At 75.0% G+C, this 19,613-nt stretch carries 18 protein-coding genes; 9 read left to right on the forward strand and 9 right to left on the reverse strand.

Going from position 1 to position 19,613, the window contains the following annotated elements; genetic code table 11:
• The first annotated feature begins 50 nt into the window (after positions 1 to 50).
• Genes cobG through MUU72_RS11985 form a run of 3 tightly spaced genes read left to right on the forward strand, consistent with a single transcriptional unit; the run spans position 51 to position 3,747 of the window.
• Positions 51 to 1,556 carry a precorrin-3B synthase gene (cobG, locus tag MUU72_RS11975; RefSeq protein WP_248013164.1) on the forward strand — a complete coding sequence of 502 codons (1,506 nt, stop codon included), beginning with the start codon at positions 51 to 53 and terminating at the stop codon, positions 1,554 to 1,556.
• On the forward strand, positions 1,553 to 2,185 hold the full coding sequence (locus MUU72_RS11980) for a precorrin-8X methylmutase (RefSeq protein ID WP_248013165.1): 633 nt from the start codon (positions 1,553 to 1,555) through the stop codon (positions 2,183 to 2,185). The genes cobG and MUU72_RS11980 overlap by 4 nt, the downstream gene beginning before the upstream one ends.
• A complete protein-coding gene (locus MUU72_RS11985) occupies positions 2,182 to 3,747 on the forward strand; it encodes a precorrin-2 C(20)-methyltransferase (RefSeq protein ID WP_372503079.1) in 1,566 nt (521 codons plus the stop codon). Before MUU72_RS11980 ends, MUU72_RS11985 begins: the two co-directional genes overlap by 4 nt.
• A gap of 25 nt (positions 3,748 to 3,772) precedes the next feature.
• On the opposite strand, the gene MUU72_RS11990 is transcribed toward MUU72_RS11985, so the two are convergent.
• Positions 3,773 to 4,543 (reverse strand): cobalt-precorrin-6A reductase, encoded by a 771-nt coding sequence (locus MUU72_RS11990; protein WP_248013167.1) that lies wholly within the window; start codon positions 4,541 to 4,543, stop codon positions 3,773 to 3,775.
• Positions 4,544 to 4,560: 17 nt separating this feature from the next.
• On the opposite strand from MUU72_RS11990, the gene MUU72_RS11995 reads away from it, so the two are divergent.
• A complete protein-coding gene (locus MUU72_RS11995) occupies positions 4,561 to 5,751 on the forward strand; it encodes a cobalt-precorrin-5B (C(1))-methyltransferase (RefSeq protein WP_248013168.1) in 1,191 nt (396 codons plus the stop codon).
• Positions 5,752 to 5,801: 50 nt separating this feature from the next.
• On the opposite strand, the gene MUU72_RS12000 is transcribed toward MUU72_RS11995, so the two are convergent.
• From MUU72_RS12000 to cbiE, 3 genes are all read right to left on the reverse strand, one after another.
• Positions 5,802 to 6,197: a hypothetical protein gene (locus MUU72_RS12000; protein ID WP_248013169.1), complete on the reverse strand. Its 396-nt coding sequence runs from the start codon at positions 6,195 to 6,197 to the stop codon at positions 5,802 to 5,804.
• Between the two features lie 142 nt (positions 6,198 to 6,339).
• Complete coding sequence (gene cobM, locus MUU72_RS12005) at positions 6,340 to 7,107, reverse strand: precorrin-4 C(11)-methyltransferase (protein ID WP_248013170.1); 768 nt, start codon at positions 7,105 to 7,107, stop codon at positions 6,340 to 6,342.
• Positions 7,108 to 7,129: 22 nt separating this feature from the next.
• Entirely contained in the window at positions 7,130 to 8,392 is a 1,263-nt protein-coding gene (gene cbiE, locus MUU72_RS12010; RefSeq protein WP_248013171.1) for a precorrin-6y C5,15-methyltransferase (decarboxylating) subunit CbiE, read from the reverse strand.
• Positions 8,393 to 8,968: 576 nt separating this feature from the next.
• Between cbiE and MUU72_RS12015 the strand changes: the two genes are divergently transcribed.
• The 3 genes from MUU72_RS12015 (at position 8,969) to MUU72_RS12025 (ending at position 11,849) form a co-directional block, all read left to right on the forward strand.
• The gene (locus MUU72_RS12015; protein WP_248013172.1) at positions 8,969 to 9,985 is read left to right on the forward strand and encodes a cation diffusion facilitator family transporter; all 1,017 of its coding nucleotides are present in this window, start codon (positions 8,969 to 8,971) and stop codon (positions 9,983 to 9,985) included.
• A gap of 88 nt (positions 9,986 to 10,073) precedes the next feature.
• Entirely contained in the window at positions 10,074 to 10,673 is a 600-nt protein-coding gene (locus tag MUU72_RS12020; protein ID WP_248013173.1) for a hypothetical protein, read from the forward strand.
• A gap of 162 nt (positions 10,674 to 10,835) precedes the next feature.
• On the forward strand, positions 10,836 to 11,849 hold the full coding sequence (locus MUU72_RS12025; protein ID WP_248013174.1) for a hypothetical protein: 1,014 nt from the start codon (positions 10,836 to 10,838) through the stop codon (positions 11,847 to 11,849).
• A 28-nt stretch (positions 11,850 to 11,877) separates the two neighbouring features.
• Here the strand turns inward: MUU72_RS12025 and MUU72_RS12030 are convergent, their stop codons facing one another.
• Positions 11,878 to 12,819, reverse strand: coding sequence for an NADP-dependent oxidoreductase (locus MUU72_RS12030; RefSeq protein ID WP_248013175.1), 942 nt, complete (start codon positions 12,817 to 12,819; stop codon positions 11,878 to 11,880).
• A gap of 190 nt (positions 12,820 to 13,009) precedes the next feature.
• Between MUU72_RS12030 and MUU72_RS12035 the strand changes: the two genes are divergently transcribed.
• A complete protein-coding gene (locus MUU72_RS12035; protein ID WP_248013176.1) occupies positions 13,010 to 14,167 on the forward strand; it encodes an ABC transporter ATP-binding protein in 1,158 nt (385 codons plus the stop codon).
• Positions 14,168 to 14,269: 102 nt separating this feature from the next.
• On the opposite strand, the gene MUU72_RS12040 is transcribed toward MUU72_RS12035, so the two are convergent.
• From MUU72_RS12040 to MUU72_RS12050, 3 genes are read right to left on the reverse strand one after another with little or no spacing between them, the layout of a single operon-like run.
• Positions 14,270 to 15,241 (reverse strand): ABC transporter substrate-binding protein, encoded by a 972-nt coding sequence (locus tag MUU72_RS12040; RefSeq protein WP_372503081.1) that lies wholly within the window; start codon positions 15,239 to 15,241, stop codon positions 14,270 to 14,272.
• Complete coding sequence (locus MUU72_RS12045) at positions 15,238 to 15,912, reverse strand: ABC transporter permease (protein WP_248013177.1); 675 nt, start codon at positions 15,910 to 15,912, stop codon at positions 15,238 to 15,240. Before MUU72_RS12045 ends, MUU72_RS12040 begins: the two co-directional genes overlap by 4 nt.
• Positions 15,909 to 16,640 carry an ABC transporter permease gene (locus MUU72_RS12050; protein ID WP_248013178.1) on the reverse strand — a complete coding sequence of 244 codons (732 nt, stop codon included), beginning with the start codon at positions 16,638 to 16,640 and terminating at the stop codon, positions 15,909 to 15,911. Before MUU72_RS12050 ends, MUU72_RS12045 begins: the two co-directional genes overlap by 4 nt.
• Before the next feature lie 175 nt (positions 16,641 to 16,815).
• Here MUU72_RS12050 and MUU72_RS12055 point away from each other — a divergent pair, with 175 nt between their 5' ends.
• Positions 16,816 to 17,619, forward strand: a complete 804-nt coding sequence (locus MUU72_RS12055) for a polysaccharide deacetylase family protein (RefSeq protein ID WP_248013179.1) — start codon at positions 16,816 to 16,818, stop codon at positions 17,617 to 17,619.
• 23 nt (positions 17,620 to 17,642) lie between these two features.
• Here the strand turns inward: MUU72_RS12055 and MUU72_RS12060 are convergent, their stop codons facing one another.
• Positions 17,643 to 18,926, reverse strand: coding sequence for an alpha/beta hydrolase (locus MUU72_RS12060; protein WP_248013180.1), 1,284 nt, complete (start codon positions 18,924 to 18,926; stop codon positions 17,643 to 17,645).
• Positions 18,927 to 19,613 lie beyond the last annotated feature (687 nt).

The raw sequence follows: 19,613 nt of genomic DNA on the forward strand, positions 1-19,613 counted from the left end.
GACCCCTCGCCCCGGTTCCGGGCCCGGCCGACGTAGGTATGCTCGCCGCCATGCCGCCCTCCCCCTCGCCCCGCCCCGGCCGGGCCGTGCCCCCCGTACGGGACCGCGGTGACGCCTGCCCCGGTGCGCTGCGGCTGCACTCCGCCGCGGACGGCGCGCTGGCCCGAGTCCGGCTGCCCGCCGGAGACTTGACGGTGGATCAGGCGGTGGCGCTGGGGGCTGCCGCGGAGCGGCTCGGCGACGGCCACCTCTCGCTCACCTCCCGCGGCAACGTCGAACTGCGCGGACTGGCGGACGACTGCGGCGGACTGCTCGCGGGCCTGCTGGCCGACGCCGGGCTGCTGCCGTCCGTACGCCATGAGCGGATCCGCAACATCCTGGCCTCCCCGCTCGCGGGCCTGGACCGCAACACCCCCTCCGACGTGCGGCGCTGGGCCCGGAGCCTGGACGCGCTGCTGTGCGCGAGCGACGGGGCGACCGCCCTTTCGGGCCGCTTCCTGTTCGTCCTGGACGACGGGCGCGGCGATGTCGCGGGCCTCGGCGGCGATGTGACCTTGCTCGCAGAATCCGGCCTGCGCGCCCCGGCGGAGACCGCCTGCCGGCCGGGGGCCGCGTCCGGGCTCGGGGCGCTGCTGCGGGTCGGCGACGACCGGACGGCGCTGCGGATCGCGGCGGACGACGTCCCGCGGGCGGCGCTCACCGCCGCGGAGACCTTCCTGGCCGTCGCCGCGGCCGGCGGCAGCGGCGCCTGGCGGGTCCGGGAACTGCCCGCCGCCCAGCCGCTGACCGCCCGGGACGTCCGGCACGCCCTGCACGCCGCGGGCATCGCCGCCGCGTACGCGGAGGTACCCGGTCCGCCCCCGGCCGCCCGGTTCGCCGATGCCACCGCCCCCGGCACCGTCGAGGGCCCCGACGGCCGCCATGCGCTGGTGGTCCTGGCACCGCTCGGCCGGCTGTCCGCGGCCCAGTGGCGGCTGCTGACCGCGACGGCCGCCGACGGCTCCGGCACGCTGCGCCTCACTCCCTGGCGCGGCGTCTGCGTCCCCGGCCTGGCGGCCGCCGCGGCGGCGGACCGGCTGCGCGGCCTGGCCGCCGCCGGACTGGTCACCGACCCGGGGTCGGTGCGGCGCCGGGTCACCGCCTGCACCGGACTCCCCGGCTGCGCCAAGTCCCTGACGGATGTCCGCGCCGACGCGGCGGCCGTTCTCGACGCGGGCGGCGCCGTCCCGGCAGACGGGGCCGCCGCCCCCGCCGGCCTACCGGTCCACTGGTCCGGCTGCGCGCGCCGCTGCGGCCACCCGCACGGCACCTGGATCGACGTCCTGGCGACACCCGACGGCTACCGGACCGCCGTCGTCCGCCCCGAGGATCCGGCCCGGCCCGTGGTGTCACGGGACACACCCCGGCCGGACCCGGATTCCCGTGAGGCCCCCCGCACGGGCCCGGTTTCACGTGAGACACCCCGCACCGGCTCGGTTTCACGTGAAACACCGGCGTCCCCGGCGGCGCCCGGCTCCCTTTCCACCCCTCAACCCACCACCCCGAGGCCCCAGTGACCGCGTTCGACTACGAAAAGGACGGGGCGGCCATCTACCGCCAGTCCTTCGCCACCATCCGCGCCGAGGCGGACCTCGCCGGGCTGCCCGCCGACGTCAGCCGGGTCGCGGTCCGGATGATCCACGCCTGCGGCATGGTCGACCTGGTCCGCGACCTGGCCTTCACCCCGGGGGTGGTGGCCGGCGCCCGCGCGGCCCTGCGCGCCGGTGCGCCGATCCTCTGCGACGCGACCATGGTGGCCAGCGGCGTGACCCGCAAACGGCTGCCCGCCGGCAACGAGGTGCTGTGCACCCTCGGCGACCCGTCCGTCCCGGACCTGGCCGCCCGGATGGGCACCACCCGCAGCGCCGCCGCCCTCGAACTGTGGCGGGACCGGATGGAGGGGGCCGTGGTCGCGTTCGGCAACGCCCCCACCGCCCTGTTCCGGTTCCTGGAGATGATCGAGGAGGGGGCTCCGCGCCCGGCCGCCGTCCTCGGCATCCCCGTCGGGTTCATAGGCGCGGCCGAGTCCAAGGACGCGCTGATCGGCCACCCGTCGAAGCTGGAACACATCGTGGTGCGCGGGCGGCGCGGCGGCAGTGCCATGGCCGCGGCCGCGCTCAACGCCCTGGCGAGCGAGGAAGAGTGAGCGTGAGCGAGCAGCAGGCCAGCGGCGGCGCGCCGGAGCAGCCGTCCGCCCCGTCCCGGCAGACCACCGGCCGCCTCTACGGCGTCGGCCTCGGCCCCGGCGACCCGTCCCTGATGACCGTCCGGGCGGTGGAGATCCTCGCCGAGGCCGAGGTGGTGGCGTACCACAGCGCCCGGCACGGACGCTCCATCGCGCGCGCCATCGCCGCGCGGCACATCCGCCCGGACCACATCGAGGAAGCCCTGGTCTACCCGGTCACCACCGAGTCGACCGACCACCCCGGCGGCTACCGCGGCGCGCTGGACGAGTTCTACGAGGCGGCCGCGGCGCGGCTCGCCGCCCACCTGGACGCCGGCCGCACGGTCGCGGTGATCTCCGAGGGCGACCCGCTCTTCTACGGCTCCTACCAGCACATGCACAAGCGGCTGGCGCACCGCTATCCGACCGAGGTCATCCCCGGCGTCACCTCCCTCAGCGCCGCCGCGGCCCGCCTGGGCACCCCGCTCGCCGAGGCCGACGAGGTCCTGACCGTGCTGCCCGGCACCCTCTCGGAGGAGGAGCTGGCGGCCCGTCTCAGCGCGACGGACTCCGCGGTGGTGATGAAGCTGGGCCGTACCTTCCCCACCGTGCGCCGCGCCCTGGAGCGCTCCGGCCGGATGCCCGAGGCCCGCTACGTGGAGCGGGCCACCATGGCGGGGGAGCGCACCGGTGCGCTCGCCGACGTCGGGGCCGACACCGTCCCGTACTTCTCCGTCGCCGTGGTGCCCAGCCGTATCGCCGCCGGCGCCCGGGAGCCGGAGCCGGCCGCGGACCGCGGCGAGGTGGTCGTGGTGGGCACCGGTCCGGCCGGTCCGCGCTGGCTCACCCCGGAGTCCCGCGGCGCCCTGGCCGCCGCCGACGACCTCGTCGGCTATGCCACGTACCTGGACCGCGTCCCGGTGCGCCCGGGCCAGCGCCGGCACGCCTCGGACAACAAGGTCGAGTCCGAACGCGCCGAATTCGCCCTGGACCTGGCGCGCCGCGGCCGCCGGGTGGCGGTGGTCTCCGGCGGCGACCCCGGCATCTTCGCCATGGCCACGGCGGTCCTCGAAGTGGCGTCGCAGGCCCCCTACCGCTCCGTGCCGGTGCGCGTCCTGCCCGGCGTCACGGCGGCCAACGCCGCCGCGGCCCGCGCCGGCGCGCCCCTGGGCCACGACTATGCGGTGATCTCGCTCTCCGACCGGCTCAAGCCGTGGGACGTGATCGCCGAACGGCTCCGCGCCGCCGCCTCCGCCGACCTGGCGCTGGCGCTCTACAACCCCGGCTCCCGCACCCGCACGTGGCAGGTCGCCAAGGCCCGGGAGGTCCTGCTGGAGCACCGCGCGCCGGACACCCCGGTCATCCTGGCCCGGGACATCGGCGGCCCCGAGGAGTCGCTGCGGACCGTGCCGCTCACCGACCTCGACCCGGCGGTGGTCGACATGCGCACGATCCTGCTCGTCGGTTCGTCGCAGACCCGGCGGGTGCGCCGGGACGACGGCACGGAGGCGGTCTGGACGCCGCGGCGGTACCCGGAGGGCTGAGCGGGCCGCCCGGCCGCCGGCGGCGTCAGCGACGGAGCGTCCGCACCCAGTCGGCCGCCTCGTCCGGGCCGGCGGCCACCGGCACCCCTTCCGGGACCGGCGGCCGCTGGACGACCACGACGGGCACCCCGGCCTCCCGCGCGGCGGTCAGCTTGGGGGCGGTCGCCGCGGCGCCGCTGTCCTTCGTCACCAGGACGTCGATGCGGTGCGCGCGCAGCAGTTCCCGCTCCCCGTCGAGGGTGAACGGGCCGCGGTCCAGCACGGTCGCCATCCGGGGCGGGTGCGGCGGCTCGGGCGCGTCCACGGAACGGACCAGGAACCACAGGTCCGTGTGGTGGGCGAAGTGCGCGAGGCCCATCCGCCCGGTGGTGAGGAAGACCCGGCGGCCCAGGCCGGGCAGGGCCGCGGCGGCGTCCGCGAGGGAGGGCACCGGGTGCCAGACATCGCCCGGTCCGGCGACCCAGCCGGGGCGCCGCAGGGCCAGCAGGGGAACATGGGCGGTGGCCGCGGCCCGGGCCGCGGAGAAACTGATCGTGCCGGCGAAAGGATGGGTGGCGTCGATGAGCGCGTCCACCGCATGCGCGCGCAGCCAGCTGGCGAGGCCCTCGGGGCCGCCGAACCCGCCGATGCGGACCTCCCCGGCGGGCAGCCGCGGCGCCGCCACCCGGCCCGCCAGGGAACTGGTCACCCGCAGCCCCGGCTCCGCGGCGAGGGCCGCGGCCAGCCGGCGGGCCTCCGTGGTGCCGCCGAGGATCAGCACATGGCGGACGGGACCGGGAACGGGCGAAGACGGCATGGGCGGCGGGTACCTCCGTGGGTGAAACGCAACCGAAGGCTACGGGAGGCCGGAGCGCGCAGCTCGCGCACACCGGTCTGCGGCACGGCTGGACGACCGGCGCCTGCGCCACGGCGGCGAGCACGGCCGCGTACACGGCGCTGCTGAGCGGGGAGTTCCCGGACCCGGTGACGATCACGCTGCCCAAGGGCCAGACGCCGTCCTTCGCGCTCGCGGTGGAGGAACTGACCGCCGGCGCGGATCCGGCCGGCGCCATGGCCGGGGTCGTCAAGGACGCCGGCGACGACCCCGACGTCACCCACGGGGCGCTGGTGCGGGCCACGGTGCGGGCGCTGCCGGCCGGGAGCGGGGTGGTCTTCCGCGCGGGGCCCGGCGTGGGCACGGTCACCCGCCCCGGCCTGCCGCTGGCGGTCGGCGAACCCGCCATCAACCCGGTCCCGCGGCAGATGATCCGGGAGCACCTGACAGCGGTCGCGGAGGCGCACGGCGGCCCCGGCGCGGCCGCGGACGTGGCGGTGGAGATCTCGGTCGATCACGGCGAGGAGCTCGCGCGCAGCACCTGGAACCCGCGCCTGGGGATCCTCGGCGGGCTGTCCATCCTGGGGACGACCGGCATCGTGGTGCCGTACTCCTGCTCGGCGTGGATCGACTCGATCCGGCGCGGGGTGGACGTGGCGCGGGCGGCCGGCCGCCGCCACGTGGCCGGGTGTACCGGCTCGACGTCCGAGAAGGCGGTGGTCGCACTGCACCACCTGCCGGAGGACGCCCTGCTGGACATGGGCGACTTCGCGGGGGCGGTGCTGAAGTACATCCGCCGCCACCCCGTGGACCGGCTGACCCTCTGCGGCGGCTTCGCCAAGCTCTCCAAGCTGGCGGCGGGCCACCTCGACCTGCACTCGGCGCGGTCCCAGGTGGACAAGGGCTTCCTGGCCCAGCTGGCCCGGCAGGGGGGAGCCGACGAGGCCCTGGCCGACGCGGTGGCCGGAGCCAACACCGGCCTCGCCGCACTCCAGTTGTGCGCGGCGGCCGGCGTGCCGCTCGGCGACCTGGTGGCGGCGACGGCACGGGACGAGGCCCTGACCGTGCTACGCGGCGCACCGGTCGCGGTCGATGTGATCTGCATCGACCGGGCGGGGCTGGTGGTGGGGCGGGCGGAGCCGCGGGGGCCGGGAGCCCGGACGCACCCGGCACCGGACCGTTTCACGTGAAACATGTCCCGGCCGGCCGTCCAGGTCCGGCGCCCCGCCAGGGGGCCTCGTCACATCCGCGGCAGGGTCTCCCCGCGGCCCATGTCGTCCGCACGGCCCAGACCGTCGGTGCGGTTCAGGCCCTCGCCCCGGTTCACGTCGTCCGCGCGCCCGAGGCCGTCACTGCGGCCCAGGTCGTCCCGGTGCGCCTGCCCGGTCCGGCGGTGCTCCCCGCGGTTCTCGCGGGCGCCCTCGTCGCGGGCGTGCGCCAGCCGGTCCCGGACGCAGTTGGCGTCCCCGCCGGTCAGCGCGCCCAGCGCGGTGCCGAGGGCGCAGGCGGCCATCTGGATGGGGCTGTCCTTCGTCCGGCGCGGGGCGTCCTTGCCGTCGGCGACGGCGACGGTGCTGCCGGTGAGGGTCAGCAGGGTGGCGGCGACGACCGCCCCGGCGGCCATTCTGGTACGCATCGTGGCGTGCTCCTTTGCGTCGATCCCCCTGGGTGTCGCAGCTTCCTTACCGGCGTCCGACAGCCGGAAAACGGACTTTCACCCCGATGCGGTCATACAATTCAGCCGTACAGGCCCGCCGCGGCCCCGCACTGACGCCGTATCAGGCTCCTTCGCCGCAGGGCGCGTGCGGCCGCTCCCGCTCCGGCGAGTAGAGGTGGCTGTCCCGGAACTGCTCGGCCCCCAGCGTGCGCCCGACCATGATCACCGCGGTCCGGACCACACCCGCGGCCTTCACCCGGCCGGCGATGTCGCCGAGCGTGCCGCGCAGCACCAGTTCGTCGGGGCGGGAGGCCATCGCCACCACGGCGGCCGGGCAGTCGGCGCCGTAGTGCGGCAGAAGTTCGTCCACGATCCGGTCGACGTACATGGCCGCCAGGTGCAGCACCAGCAGCGCGCCGCTGCGCCCCAGCGTGGCCAGCTCCTCGCCGTCGGGCATGGGCGTGGCGCGCTGGGCGACGCGGGTGAGGATGACGGTCTGGCCGACCGTGGGAACCGTCAGTTCGCGCTTGAGCGCGGCCGCCGCCGCGGCGAACGCGGGCACACCCGGCACCACCTCGTACGGCACCCCCGCCGCGTCCAGCCGGCGCATCTGCTCGGCCACCGCGCTGAACACGGACGGGTCGCCGGAGTGCAGCCGGGCGACGTCCTGGCCCTCCTGGTGGGCGCGGACCATCTCCGCCGTGATGGCGTCCAGGTCCAACTGCGCGGTGTCGATCAGCCGGGCGCCGGGCGGGCAGGCGTCGAGCAGTTCCCGGGGCACCAGGCTGCCCGCGTAGAGGCACACGCCGCAGGCGGCCAGCGTGCGGGCGCCGCGCAGGGTGATCAGGTCGGCGGCGCCGGGGCCCGCGCCGATGAAGTGGACGGTCATGGTGTCGGTCTCCTGGGAGGGGTTACGAGGGGTCCTGCGAGCGGGCCGGCGCGGTGGGTTTGGCCGCCGACCACTGGGTGACCGGCATCGCCTGCCGCCAGCCCGTGAAGCCGCCGACCGGCACCGCGTGGGCGACCGCGAGCCGCACCAGTTCGCCGCCGTGGCGCCGGTACCACTCGGTGAGCAGCGCCTCGGACTCCAGCGTCACGGTGTTCGCGACGATCCGGCCGCCCGGCGGCAGCGCGTCCCAGCAGGCGTCCAGCAGCCCGGGGGCGGTGAGGCCGCCGCCGATGAACACCGCGTCCGGCGCGGGCAGTCCGGCCAGGGCGGCGGGCGCCGGCCCGTGCACCACGCGCAGCGCCGGTACGCCGAGCGCCCGCGCGTTGCGGCCGATCCGCTCGGCCCGTGCCGCGTCCCGTTCCACGCTGACGGCCCGGCAGCTGCGGTGCGCGCGCAGCCACTCGACGGCGATGGAGCCGGAGCCGCCGCCGACGTCCCAGAGGAGTTCCCCGGGCGCCGGGGCCAGGGCGGCCAGGGTCGCGGCCCGGACATGACGCTTGGTCAGCTGGCCGTCGTGCTCGTAGGCGGCGTCGGGGAGGCCCGGCACGACCGGGAGGCGGAGCGCGTCCGGTTCCCGCACGCAGTCCAGCGCGATCACGTTGAGCGGATCGCCGGCGGGCCGGTCCCACTTGGCCGCGGTGCCCTCGGCCACCCGCTCGTGCGGGCCGCCGAGCTGCTCCAGGACCCGCATCCGGGACGGGCCGAAGCCCCGGTCCCGCAGCAGCGCCGCGACCTCGGCGGGCGTTCCGGCCCCGGCCGAGAGCACCAGCACCCGCCGCCCGTCGGACAGCGCCCGCAGCACGTTCTCGGACGGCCGCCCGACGAGTGTGACGACCTCGGTGTCCTCCACCGCCCAGCCCAGCCGGGCGCAGGCGTACGCCACCGACGACGGGTGCGGGACCACCCGCAGCGGCCGCCGCACCACGGCGTCCTCGGCCATCACCTCGGTCAGCGTCCGTCCGATCCCGTAGAACATCGGGTCCCCGCTGGCCAGGACGCAGACCCGCCGCCCGGCGTGCGCGGCGAGCAGCCCGGCGACCGCCGGCCGCAGCGGGGAGGGCCACGCCACCCGCTCCCCCGCGCACTCCGCGGGCAGCAGCGCCAGCTGCCGCGCTCCGCCGATCAGCACCTCGGCCGCCGTCAGCGCCCGCCGCGCGACCGGCGCCAGCCCGTCCCAGCCGTCGGCCCCGATACCTACGACGGTCAGCGGAAGCGGGGGAGTCACTGCGGGGCACCTCGGGCGCGAAAGGGCCGGAACGGGTCCGGAGACGGTCGGGGGACGGGTGCCGAACTCTACTGACCGGCCGGGCGGTCCCTGCCTCCGGGGAGGACGCCGTGCTCCCGGTGCGCCCCCTGCGCCCGCCCCCGCGCCTCTTGCGCAGGGGTTGCAATTACTTGCTATTACTGACGCAGGGACGCGACGGCGCGCGACAGCGCGTCGCGTCCGCCGGACCGCCGTGCCCCGGTGGTCCGACCGCGAACCGGACAGCGCGCGAGGGGGATCCGCGCGCTGTCCTCTTTTTCCGGCCCGCGCACCGCGGAAAGACCCGCCCCGTTTCTCGGGAAACCCCGGCCGGTTTCACGTGAAACATCGCCCGTCGTCTTCCGGGAAACCGCGGACGGCCGCTCGGCCGGCCCGCGGCGCCTCTCCGGCGCGCTTCTCGCCGCACCGCTCTGACCAGGCACGATACGCCGTTCGACGGTAATGACAACGGTCACCGGTGCAGCCTTTGGATCTTTTGCCGAAGTGCGGTTTGCTTCGCAGCGAGGAGCAAGGTGGAGCCAGGAAAAGGAGCGCGCCATGCCGGAGCACGCCCACAGCGGTCACAGCCATGCGCACAGCCACAGCCACGCCGTCTCCCCGGACGCCGACCGGCGCTGGCTGCGGGCCGCGCTCTTCCTGCTCGTCGCCTACATGGCCGTCGAGGTCGTGATCGGTGTCCTGGCGCAGTCGCTGGCGCTGATCTCGGACGCCGCCCACATGCTCACCGACGCGGTCTCGATCGTGCTGGCGCTGGTCGCGATGCGGCTGGCGGCCAAGCCCGCACGGGGCGGCTACACCTACGGGCTCAAGCGCGCCGAGATCCTCTCCGCGCAGGCCAATGGCATCACCTTGCTGGTGCTGTCGGTCTGGCTGGCCTACGAAGCGGTGCAGCGGCTGATCTCACCGCCCGCGGTCACCGGCGGCCTGGTGGTGGTCACCGCGCTCTCCGGTGTGGTGGTGAACCTGATCTGCGCCTGGTTCCTGTCCAAGGCCAACCGCTCCAGCCTGAACATCGAGGGCGCCTACCAGCACATCCTCACCGACCTGTTCGGCTTCATCGCCACCGCGATCTCCGGTCTGGTGGTGCTGACCACAGGCTTCGCCCGGGCCGACGCCATCGCCTCGCTCATCGTCGTCGCGCTGATGCTGAAGGCCGGCACGGGGCTCGTCCGGGAGTCCGGCCGGATCTTCATGGAGGCCGCCCCGGCGGGCATCGACCCGGACGCGCTCGGCGATCACCTCGTCGCCACCGAGCTGGTCGTGGAGGTGCACGACCTGCACATCTGGCAGATCACCTCCGGGCAGCCGGCGCTGTCCGCGCACATCCTCGTCGCCCCGGGGGGTGACTGCCACCGGGTCCGCCGCACCCTGCACGCCCTGCTGCGCACCGAGTACGGCATCACCCACGCCACCCTCCAGGTCGACCACCTCGGCGAACAGGACGAGGACGAGCTGCTGACGCTGGGCCCGGGCCCCGGCCCCGGGCAGCCCTCCGGCAGCCACTGCGACGACTCGCACGGACCCGTGCACCGGCCGGGACCGCACCGCCACTGACCGCCGGCCGCCCGCACTCGGGTGAACCCCGTTGCGGTCCCCGGCCGCACACCGCCGCCGCACCCGGCCGCGGTGCTCCGATGACGCCATGAGAACCGCCGCCGCGCTCACGGTGCTGTGCACCGCCGCGCTCCCCGCCCCACCCGGCGCCGCACCGGCCCCGCGGCCCGCACCGGCTCCGGCGGTGGCGGTGGCGGTGACCGACGGCGTCGACCGCGCCGCGGCCGGAACGCGGCTCGACTACCGCATCACCGTGCAGAACCTGGGCGCCACCGACCTGCCCGGGGCGCGGATCGAGCAGGAGATGCCGGCCACCACCGACACGGCCACCGCCCCCGGAGGCACCGCCGCGCGGGACGGCACCGGCGGCTGGCTGGCCGTCTGGCGCGCCGATCTGCCCGCCCACGGCACGCAGGTCTTCACCTCGGCCGCGGTCCTCGGCACCCGCCCGGACACCGGCGCCGCCGCGGGCACCCTGCGGGCCGCCACCACGGTGTGCGTGCACGCCGGCCCGTCCGCCGCCCCGCTGGCCTGCTCCGGGGACCTGGACGACCTGCCCGCCCCGGGCGCCGAGCCGGAGCGCGCGGGCGGCCGCACGGCGTGGGCGGTGGCCGCCGTGGTGTGCGCGCTGTTCGCGCCCGGGGTGGTGCGGGCGGTCCGGCGCGGACGCGCCCGGCGGACCGGCTGAACGGCGCGGCACCGGGCCCGGCGGCCCGCCCCGCGCACACCCGTACGGTCACCCGCCCCTGCGGTCACCCGTTGGCACCGGCCCCACTCGCGGCCGGTCACCGTACGGACTTGCCTGGAACACGGCCGCATTCGCCGTGTCAGGAAGGACCGGGCCACCGCGATGTCAGCGAGCGCACCCGCACGCGCCGACGGCCGGGGGACGGCAGCGCCCGGCCCGCCGGCCCGGCCGGGCCGCGCCCGCTCACTGGCCGGCGGGGCCCTGCTGCTGCTCGGGACGCTGCTGCTGCCGCTGAGCCTGGCCGCCGTCTGGGCCCGCGCCGAACTCTCCGACACCGACCGCTATGTGGCCGCGGTCGCGCCGCTCGCCGGGAACCCCGCCGTACAGAAGGCGATCGTCGACGACGTCACCGACGGGGTGATGCCGCACGTCCGGCTCGACGGGCTGCTCAAGGTCGTCCCGCGCGCCGAACGGCCCGCACTGCGGCGGAAGTTCACCCGCGGCATCCGCGAGTTCGTCGGCAAACAGGTCCGCGAGGTCGTCACCGGCCGGACCTTCCCGGCGGTCTGGGCCACCGTGCACCGCACCGCCCACCAAAGCCTGGACGGCGCGCTGACCGCCTCCGGCAGCGCCCCGGTCACCCTCGACCTCACCCCGGTCGTCGAACGCGTCCGGCACCAGCTGTCCGGGAACGGCCTGGGCATCGACATCGCCCGGCGGGTACCGCCCACCGGCGCCACGATCGTCCTGCTGAGGCCCCCCGATGTCCCGCGGTTCCGGGCCGGCTTCCGGGCGGCGCGCACCGCTGCGCTGCTGCTGCCACCGGCCGCCGCCCTGTGCCTGCCGGCCGGTCTGCTGCTGGTGCGGCGCCGGCGGCGGGCGCTGGTCCGCGCGGCGGCCGGCTGTGCGGTGGCCTGCGCCCTGCTGGCCACCGCGCTGGCGCTGCTCCGCGCCCGGGCCCTGGACGCGCTGCCCGCCGCGGTCTCCCGGCCCGCCGCGGACGCCTACGCGGATGCCCTGACGGCGCCCCTGCAAACCGCCGTGTGGGGCGTGGCCGGGACAGCGGTGCTGGTCGTCCTGCTCGCCTCCGCGGGCCCGCTGGCCGCCCGCCTCCGGCGCCCGGCGGCCACGGAACGCCGGCCGGGGCCGCTGCCGGGCCCGAAGGCGGCCTCGTAACGGCCGCCCGCCCTGCGGTGACGTGCGGTCAGATGGCCACGACCGTCTTGCCCTGCGCCCGCCCGGACCGGCTGGCCGCCACCGCTTCGGGGGCCTCCTCCAAGGGGACCTCCAGGCCGACGAGGACCGTGAGCCGCCCCGCGTCGAGGTACCCGGCGAGGATCTCCAGGAGTTGCGGGGAGGGCCGGTTGACGAAGTTGAAACCGCGCAGATTGTGCTCGGTCAGCACATCGGCGTCGGCCGAGCCGATCAGCGAGACGGCCACCCCGCCGTCCCGTACGGTCCGGGACAGCTCGTTGAAGCCCTCCGCGTCGCTGGTCATGTCGATCAGCACGTCCACCCCGTCCGGATGCGCGGCCAGGACCTGGTCGGCGACCGGGCCCGCGGTGTGATCGACGGTCTCCGCGGCGCCCAGGGTCCGCATCAGCTCCGCCTTGGCCGGGCGGGCGGTGGCGATCACCTCGGCCCCGCGCCCGGCCGCGAGCTGGGTGAGGAACGTGCCGACGCCGCCGGTCGCGCCCACGACCAGTACCCGCCGCCCCTCGCTGATCCGGGTCTCCTCGACCAGGTTGTAGGCGGTCATCCCGGCCGTCGGCACGGCCGCCGAGGTTGCGTAGGTGACACTGCGGGCCGCCAGGGCGAGCGCGTTCTCCTCGGCCACCGCCAACTCCGCGTACGAGCCGCCGCCCCGCTCCGGCCGCTGGAACTGGCCGAACACCGGGTCCCCCACGGTGAACCGCCGTACGCCGCTGCCGACCGCCACCACCTCGCCCGCCCCGTCCGAGCCCAGGACCAGCGGGAAGGACGCCTTCACGGCGTCCCCGAACTTGCCGTCGGCGAGCTTCCAGTCGACGGGGTTGAGACCGGCGGCGGCCAGCCGCACCAGGACCTCGCCGGGCCCCGGCTCGGGCTCCGGCAACTCCATGAGCTGCGGTTCCTCACCGAAGGCGTTGACTGCTACGGCTCTCATGTGGCGTTCCCTTCCACCCTTCCGAGGAGGCGGCCGGGGGGATCGTAAGCACGCCGGCGGGGCCGCATGCAGCAGGACGGGAGGCGGTGCCCCGGAAGCAACTCGTACGGCCCCCGTCCCCGTTCCGTTTCCCCACTCGATTGCACCCGCACGACGGGACCGCGCACGGGCCGCGGGATTCAATGGCGCCATGATCCGGTTCGAGTCGGTGACCAAGCGCTACCCGGACGGAACCACCGCGGTCGACGACCTCTCCTTCGAGGTCCGCAAGGGCGAGCTGGTCACCCTCGTCGGGCCGTCGGGCTGCGGCAAGACGACGACCATGATGATGGTGAACCGGCTGATCGACCCCACCAGCGGCCGCATCCTCGTCGACGGCGCCGACATCGCGGGCGTCGACCCGGTCCGCCTCCGCCGCCGGATCGGGTACGTCATCCAGCAGACCGGCCTCTTCCCCCACCGCACCGTCCTCGACAACACCGCGACCGTGCCGTTCCTGACCGGCTGGAAGAAGTCCCGGGCCCGCGAACGGGCCGCCGAACTCCTGGAACTGGTCGGGCTGGACCCGAAGATCCACGGCTCGCGCTACCCGCACCAGCTCTCCGGCGGCCAGCGGCAGCGGGTCGGGGTGGCCCGCGCCCTGGCGGCCGACCCGCCGGTGCTGCTGATGGACGAGCCGTTCGGAGCCGTGGACCCGGTCGTCCGGGACCGCCTCCAGAAGGAGTTCCTGAGCCTCCAGGCCACCCTGCACAAGACGGTGCTGCTGGTCACCCACGACATCGAGGAGGCCATCCGGCTCGGCGACCGGATCGCGGTCTACGGCGCCGGGCGGATCGCGCAGTTCGACACCCCCGCGCAGGTGCTCGGCGCACCCGCCACCCCGTACGTCGCCGAATTCGTCGGCGCGGACCGGGCGTTGAAGCAGCTCGCGGTCACCCCGATCGACCGCGGCGACCTGGAGCGCCCGCCGTTCGCCCGGCTCGCCGAACCGGCCGCGGACGCCGGGGCCCGGCTGCGGGCCGACGGCGCGCACTGGGCGGTGGTCCTGGACGCCGACGGGGCCCTGCACGGCTGGGTGGGCACCGAGCGGCTGGCGGACGCGGGCGGGACCGTGGCCGACCACGCCCGCCGGATGGAGGCATGGATCCCGGTGACCGGGACGCTCAAGACGGCGTTCAGCGAGATGCTCAAGCACGACGCCGGCTGGATCGCGGTCCTGGACGGCCGGCGGTTCCTGGGCGTGCTGACCCCGACCACCCTGCACGAGGCGCTGCGCCGCACCATCGCGCCGGAGGGACGCGAGGTGTCCCGGGGGCGGCCGGAGGTCGATTCGGTCCCCACCGAGTGAGGCGGTGGCCCGGCGGGGCCCGCGGGTGTTTCACGTGAAACACCCGCGGCGCGGCGGTGTTTCACGTGAAACGTCGCCCGAGCACCTCAGCGCCTCAGCGCCTCAGCGCCTGGGCAGCAGGCCCTTCGCCACGAGGTAGCGGTGCGCCACATCGGCGGGCAGCCGGCGCCAGCTGTCGACCTGCTCGTCGAGCCGGGCCAGATCCTGGGTGGTCAGTACGGCGTTGAGGCGGTTGAGGGCGGCCACCTGCCGGGCGCCGCCGGCCCGGGCGCGGTTGACGACGGGGACGATGTAGTCGGCGTTCTGGAGTTTCCGGTCGTCGGCGAGGACGACGAGCCCGAACCGGTCGAGGGTGGCATCGGTGCTGGTGGTCAGCACCATCTGGTCCTGGCCGTCCTGGACGGCCTGCTTCGCCGGGGTGGTGCCGACGCCCTTGGGGTCCACGGCGGTGATGTCGATGCCGTACGTCTTCCGCAGCCCGGGCGCGCAGAACGGCCGCTGCACGCATTCGTCCCCCGCCGCCAGCCGCACCGGGAGCCTGGCGCGGCCCAGGTCGCTGAGGGTGCGGAGGCGGTGCTCGGCGGCGTAGGCGGCGCGGACCGCGAAGGCGTTCTGGTCGACCGCCCGGCCCGCGGGGAGCACGGTCAGGCCGCGCGGGGCGGCCAGCCGGCGCAGGGCGGCCAGGGTGGCGCCGAGGTCGGGAGAGGCGACCGGGGCGGCGGTGGGCCCGTGGTCCTTGGCGTTGAGCCAGTCCGCGAAGGTGGCGGCGTACTCCGGAACGACATCGATCTGCCCGGACTCCAGCGCCGGTTCGTACAGTTCGCGGTTGCCGACGGTGAGCACCTGAGTGGGGTAGCCGGCGTGGCCGAGCAGCGCCGCGTACATCTGGGCGAGCAGCTCGCTCTCGGTGAAGCCGGCCGAACCGATGGAGAGCGCACGGCTGTTCCCGGGGGAGGCGGTGAGCGCGCCGCGGTTCTCCAGCGACGGCCCGCCGGCGCAGGCCGCCGGACCGGTCAGCGCGGCCAGCGCGGCCAGCGCGCCGAGCACGCGGCGGGCCGCACCGGGCGCCCTCACCGGTCCCGTCCGCGCGCCTGCGCCGGTCCGAGCCGCTGCACCAGCTCGAACAGCCCCTCCATCAGCAGCGCGAACACCGCGACCACCACCGCCCCGGCCACCACCTGCGGCGTACTGGCCAGGTTGAAACCCGCGGTGATGATGCGGCCGAGCCCGCCGCCGCCGACCAGGGCGGCCAGCGTGGCGGTGGCGACGAGCTGGACGGCGGCGATCCGCACCCCGGTGAGGACCAGCGGGAGGGCCAGCGGCGCCTCCACCCGCCACACCAGTTGCGCCCCGGTCATCCCCATGCCGCGAGCCGCCCGCACCACGTCCGGATCGACCTCGCGCATCCCGACGTAGGCGTTGGTGAGCAGCGGGGGTACGGCGAACAGCACCAGCGCGATGACCGTCGGCCACGGTCCGTGCCGTCCGATCGGGGTCAGCAGGAGCAGGACGAGGACCGCGAAGGTGGGTACCGCGCGGCCGACGTTGGCGAGGTTGACCGCCAGCGCCCCGCCGCGGCCCAGGTGGCCCAGCGTCAGGGCGACCGGCAAGGCGATCAGCGCGCTGAGCGCCAGGCAGGCGAAGGTCAGTGCGGCGTGCTCGGCGAGCCGGTGCCAGACGCCGTTCTCACCGGACCAGTGCGCGGCGGTGGTCAGCCAGGCCCAGACCGCGGCGAGGGTGCTCATCCGCGCCGTCCGGAGGCGCTGAGCGGCCTCCTCCCGCGGGCCGGCCGGGCGCTCCGGGCCGGCCGCCGCCAAGGCGTGAGCAGCCGTTCCGCGCCGAGCAACAGCACGTCGAAGGCGACCGCGAGGAGGACGCAGAGCACGGAGGCGGTGAGCACCTGGGCCTTGAAGAAGCTGTTCATGCCCGCGTAGATGAGGTTGCCCAGGCCGCCGTAGCCGACGATCGCGCCGACCGTGGTCAGGGCGACCGCGGAGACCGTGGCGATGCGCAGTCCGGCCATCGCGGCGGGCACGGCCAGCGGCAGTTCCACGGTCAGCAGTTGCCGCAGCGGCCCGTAGCCCATGCCCCGGGCGGCCTCCTTGGCCTCGGCCGGGACGCCGTCCAGTCCGGCCAGGATGTTCCGGACCAGCAGGGTGAGGGAGTAGAGGGCGAGGCCGACCACGACGAGGGTGGCGGAGAGCCCGTAGACCGGGAGCAGCAGCGAGAACATCGCCAGCGACGGGATCGTGTAGAGCACGGTGGTGGCCCCGAGCACCGGCCCGGCCGTCCAGCGCAGGCGGCGGGCCAGCAGCGCCAGCGGGAGGGCGATCACCAGCCCGAGCGCCACCGAGACCACCGTCAGCCGCACATGCTGACCGACCGCGTCGAGCAGGATCTGGCGGCGGGTGGTCAGGTAGTCGCCGCAGATCCAGTCGTTGCGGGCCAGGCAGTCGTCCGGCGGGGCGGTCACAGCAGCAGTCCACCGCGGGTGCGGCGGGGTGTCGCGCCGGGCACGCCCGATCGGGCTGACGGCGTTGTCCGCGAGACCTTCACCCCCTCTATACACTCAGTGTGTACTACCTATGTATAGTCCCTGGGGCGCGCAGCTCAGCCAGCCCGTGACCGATCCCAGCGAAAGACCACGCATGCCCCAGCACATATCCGCCGCCCGCCGCTCCGCCCTGGCCGGGCTGCTGACCGCCGCCTCCCTCGCGCTGGCTCTCACCGGCTGCGCCACCTACGACGTCACCGCCCCGGCCGACGCCCGGGCCGGTGCCACCGCGGACGGCGCCAAGAACGCGGACGCCAAGGGCGAGCCGGGCACCGGCGGCGGCGCCGTCGACTGCCGCAAGGCCAAGTGCGTGGCGCTGACCTTCGACGCGGGCCCCAGCGAGAACACCAACCGCCTGCTGGACATCCTCCAGGAGAACGACGCGCACGCCACGTTCTTCATGCTCGGCAAGAACCACATCGCCGAGCGCCCCGCCGAGGTCAAGCGGATCGCCGCCGAGGGCCACGAGCTGGCCAACCACACCTGGTCCCACAAGATCCTCACGGACATCGAGCCGGACGAGGCCAAGCGCGAACTGGCCCGCGTGCAGGACGAGGTCAAGCGGATCACCGGCAAGGCGCCCGCGCTGATGCGCCCGCCGCAGGGCCGGACCGACCAGGAGGTCTCCAGGGTCAGCAAGGAGCTCGGGCTGGCGCAGGTCCTGTGGAGCGTGACCGCGAAGGACTACCAGACCACCGACCCGGCCCTGATCACCAAGCGGGTGCTCGAACAGACCAAGCCGGACGGCATCATCCTGCTGCACGACATCTACAAGGGCACCGTGCCCGCGGTCCCCGGCATCCTCAAGGAGCTGAAGAAGCGCGGCTATGCGGTGGTCACGGTGTCCCAGCTGCTCGCCCCCGCCAAGCCCGAGCCGGGGATGGTCTACCGGCCGTGAGCCGGACCGGCCGCGCGCCCGGGTCAGCCGTGCGGGCGCTCGGCCTCCACCTTCTTGTGGGACCGGTCATCGGCGGGCGCCTGCGCGGCGGGCGGTGTGCCCTTGGCCTGCCCCGGCGCCGGCTTCGGCGGCTTGTTGGGCTCGGTGTCCTGCGGGAAGGTCAGCTGCTGGCTCTGCCACTCCAGGGCCGGGACGACCTCCCGCCGCCAGGTCCCGAACTGGTGGCTGCCGCGGGGCAGGATGATCGAGTCCGCCCGCATCGGCGGCTTCACCGCGTGCAGGAACTTCATGGTGTCGCCGTAGTCCGCCTCGCCCTGGCGGCTGCTGGCCACCAGCGCGGAGACCTGCGGTGCGGGAAGGTGCTCCAGCCGCCACAGCAGGTCGTGCTCCCGCTGGCGCCGGGCGCCCGCGGGGCCGGGACCGAACAGGCTGCCGGTGGTGAGGTCGTCCTTGATCGCGTAGTCGCCGGACAGCGAGACCGCCGAGGTGTACGCGTCCGGGTTGCGCATCGCCAGCTGGAGCGAGCAGGTCCCGCCGGACGAGTAGCCGAACGCGCCCCAGGCGCTGGGGTCGTGGCCCACCCGGTAGGTGGCCTTCATGGCGTCCGGCAGGTCCTTGGTGAAGAACGTCTCGGCCTGCGGTCCGCCCGGCACGTCCACGCACTCGGTGTCCCGCGGCGGCGCGATCGTCGGCCGCACCATCACGAGCACGGTGGGCTGCATCTTGCCCTGCGCGATCAGCCGCCCCGCGTTCTGCGGGATCTGTAGGTGCTGGGCGAGGTTCATGATCCCGCCGGGATAACCGCTGATCACCACCATGACCGGGAACCGCTGCCGGCGGAACTGCGGCTGAAAGTACTGCGGCGGCAGGTACACGAAGCCCGGGTTGATGGCCCGCGTCCGGCGGCCGATGATCCGTACGGATTCGACCTTGCCCGCCTTGTCGGCGGGGCCCTTCGGCAGTCCGGTCACCCGGTCGAGCCCCTGGGGGCCGGCGGGCTGGATCAGACCGCCCTTGAGGTTGCCGACCGTGGCGTACTGCCCGCCCCCCTGGCTCACCGAGGCCGGGGCCTGTTCGTTGTTGCCCAGCAGCTCGTCCCAGTTGCCGTAGAACTCGAAGTTCGCGTTCACGGCGAGGGCCAGCGCGGACACGAGCGACAGCTGGGTGACCAGGATGGCTCCGAGCCTTGCCAGCACATGGCGCCATCCGTTCCGCGACAGGCGGGGCCAGAGCCACACCGTCGCGGCCACACAGACCACCGCCAGCACGATCACCGCGATTTCGAGCGACTGACTGGTCAGCCCCATGCGCCCACATCTCCCGTCACCCTCGAAAGGGTTCTTGCCTTCTCACCGGCCGCCCCCCGAGGCACAACGGGCGGCTCAGGACAATGGTCACCGGAGAAGACGGGCACATCCGCACGTCGGATACCTGCACGACTTACTTCTTACCGAGCTCTTGCCTGTTCGTATCCCGCGCGTGATGTGCGGGAGCGCGGCCGGGCGTCCGCCGCAACCGACGGAACCACGCCCGTGTTTCACGTGAAACGACGTGCTGGTGAACAGTCGGCGACAAGCCGTGCCATTTCACCACGACAGCCGCCCCGCCAGCAGATCAGCCACCCGTCCGCGGACCCGAACTCCCGTCACGGACTAAGGAGTTGTGCGGCGCCTCCCCTCGAACGCAACCCACCACGACGGGATCACGGTGCATTTCGCCTGCCGCCCTATTCCGCGCCCCATAAACCACTTCGGCCACACGTAACGGGTCAAGAACCGCCCCGCAAACGGCCAAGCCACCCGGCTTACCAGCCATTACGCGGAATCCCTCCGAAGATCACGGGTGCCCTTTCCACCGGTCGGCACACGATTTACGGACCGGTGACGCGCCGGCCGAAACCGCCCGCCCGCCCAACACCCCCGTATGGCCCACCGTGCGGGGCGCGGGTTCCCGCGATCAGACCGGTGCGGGCCGCTACGCTTACGTATCCGTCC

Source organism: Streptomyces rhizoryzae (assembly GCF_023155275.1).
GTDB classification, from domain to species: domain Bacteria; phylum Actinomycetota; class Actinomycetes; order Streptomycetales; family Streptomycetaceae; genus Streptomyces; species Streptomyces rhizoryzae.

Coding starts and splice junctions, on each gene's coding strand:
- MUU72_RS12060 (WP_248013180.1), bottom strand. CDS start 18,926: ATGGGGCTGACCAGTCAGTCGCTCGAAATCGCGGTGATCGTGCTGGCG.
- MUU72_RS12030 (WP_248013175.1), bottom strand. CDS start 12,819: ATGAGAGCCGTAGCAGTCAACGCCTTCGGTGAGGAACCGCAGCTCATG.
- cobG (WP_248013164.1), top strand. CDS start 51: ATGCCGCCCTCCCCCTCGCCCCGCCCCGGCCGGGCCGTGCCCCCCGTA.
- MUU72_RS12045 (WP_248013177.1), bottom strand. CDS start 15,912: ATGAGCACCCTCGCCGCGGTCTGGGCCTGGCTGACCACCGCCGCGCAC.
- MUU72_RS11990 (WP_248013167.1), bottom strand. CDS start 4,543: ATGCCGTCTTCGCCCGTTCCCGGTCCCGTCCGCCATGTGCTGATCCTC.
- cobM (WP_248013170.1), bottom strand. CDS start 7,107: ATGACCGTCCACTTCATCGGCGCGGGCCCCGGCGCCGCCGACCTGATC.
- MUU72_RS12055 (WP_248013179.1), top strand. CDS start 16,816: ATGCCCCAGCACATATCCGCCGCCCGCCGCTCCGCCCTGGCCGGGCTG.
- MUU72_RS12035 (WP_248013176.1), top strand. CDS start 13,010: ATGATCCGGTTCGAGTCGGTGACCAAGCGCTACCCGGACGGAACCACC.
- MUU72_RS12015 (WP_248013172.1), top strand. CDS start 8,969: ATGCCGGAGCACGCCCACAGCGGTCACAGCCATGCGCACAGCCACAGC.
- MUU72_RS12025 (WP_248013174.1), top strand. CDS start 10,836: ATGTCAGCGAGCGCACCCGCACGCGCCGACGGCCGGGGGACGGCAGCG.
- MUU72_RS12000 (WP_248013169.1), bottom strand. CDS start 6,197: ATGCGTACCAGAATGGCCGCCGGGGCGGTCGTCGCCGCCACCCTGCTG.
- MUU72_RS12020 (WP_248013173.1), top strand. CDS start 10,074: ATGAGAACCGCCGCCGCGCTCACGGTGCTGTGCACCGCCGCGCTCCCC.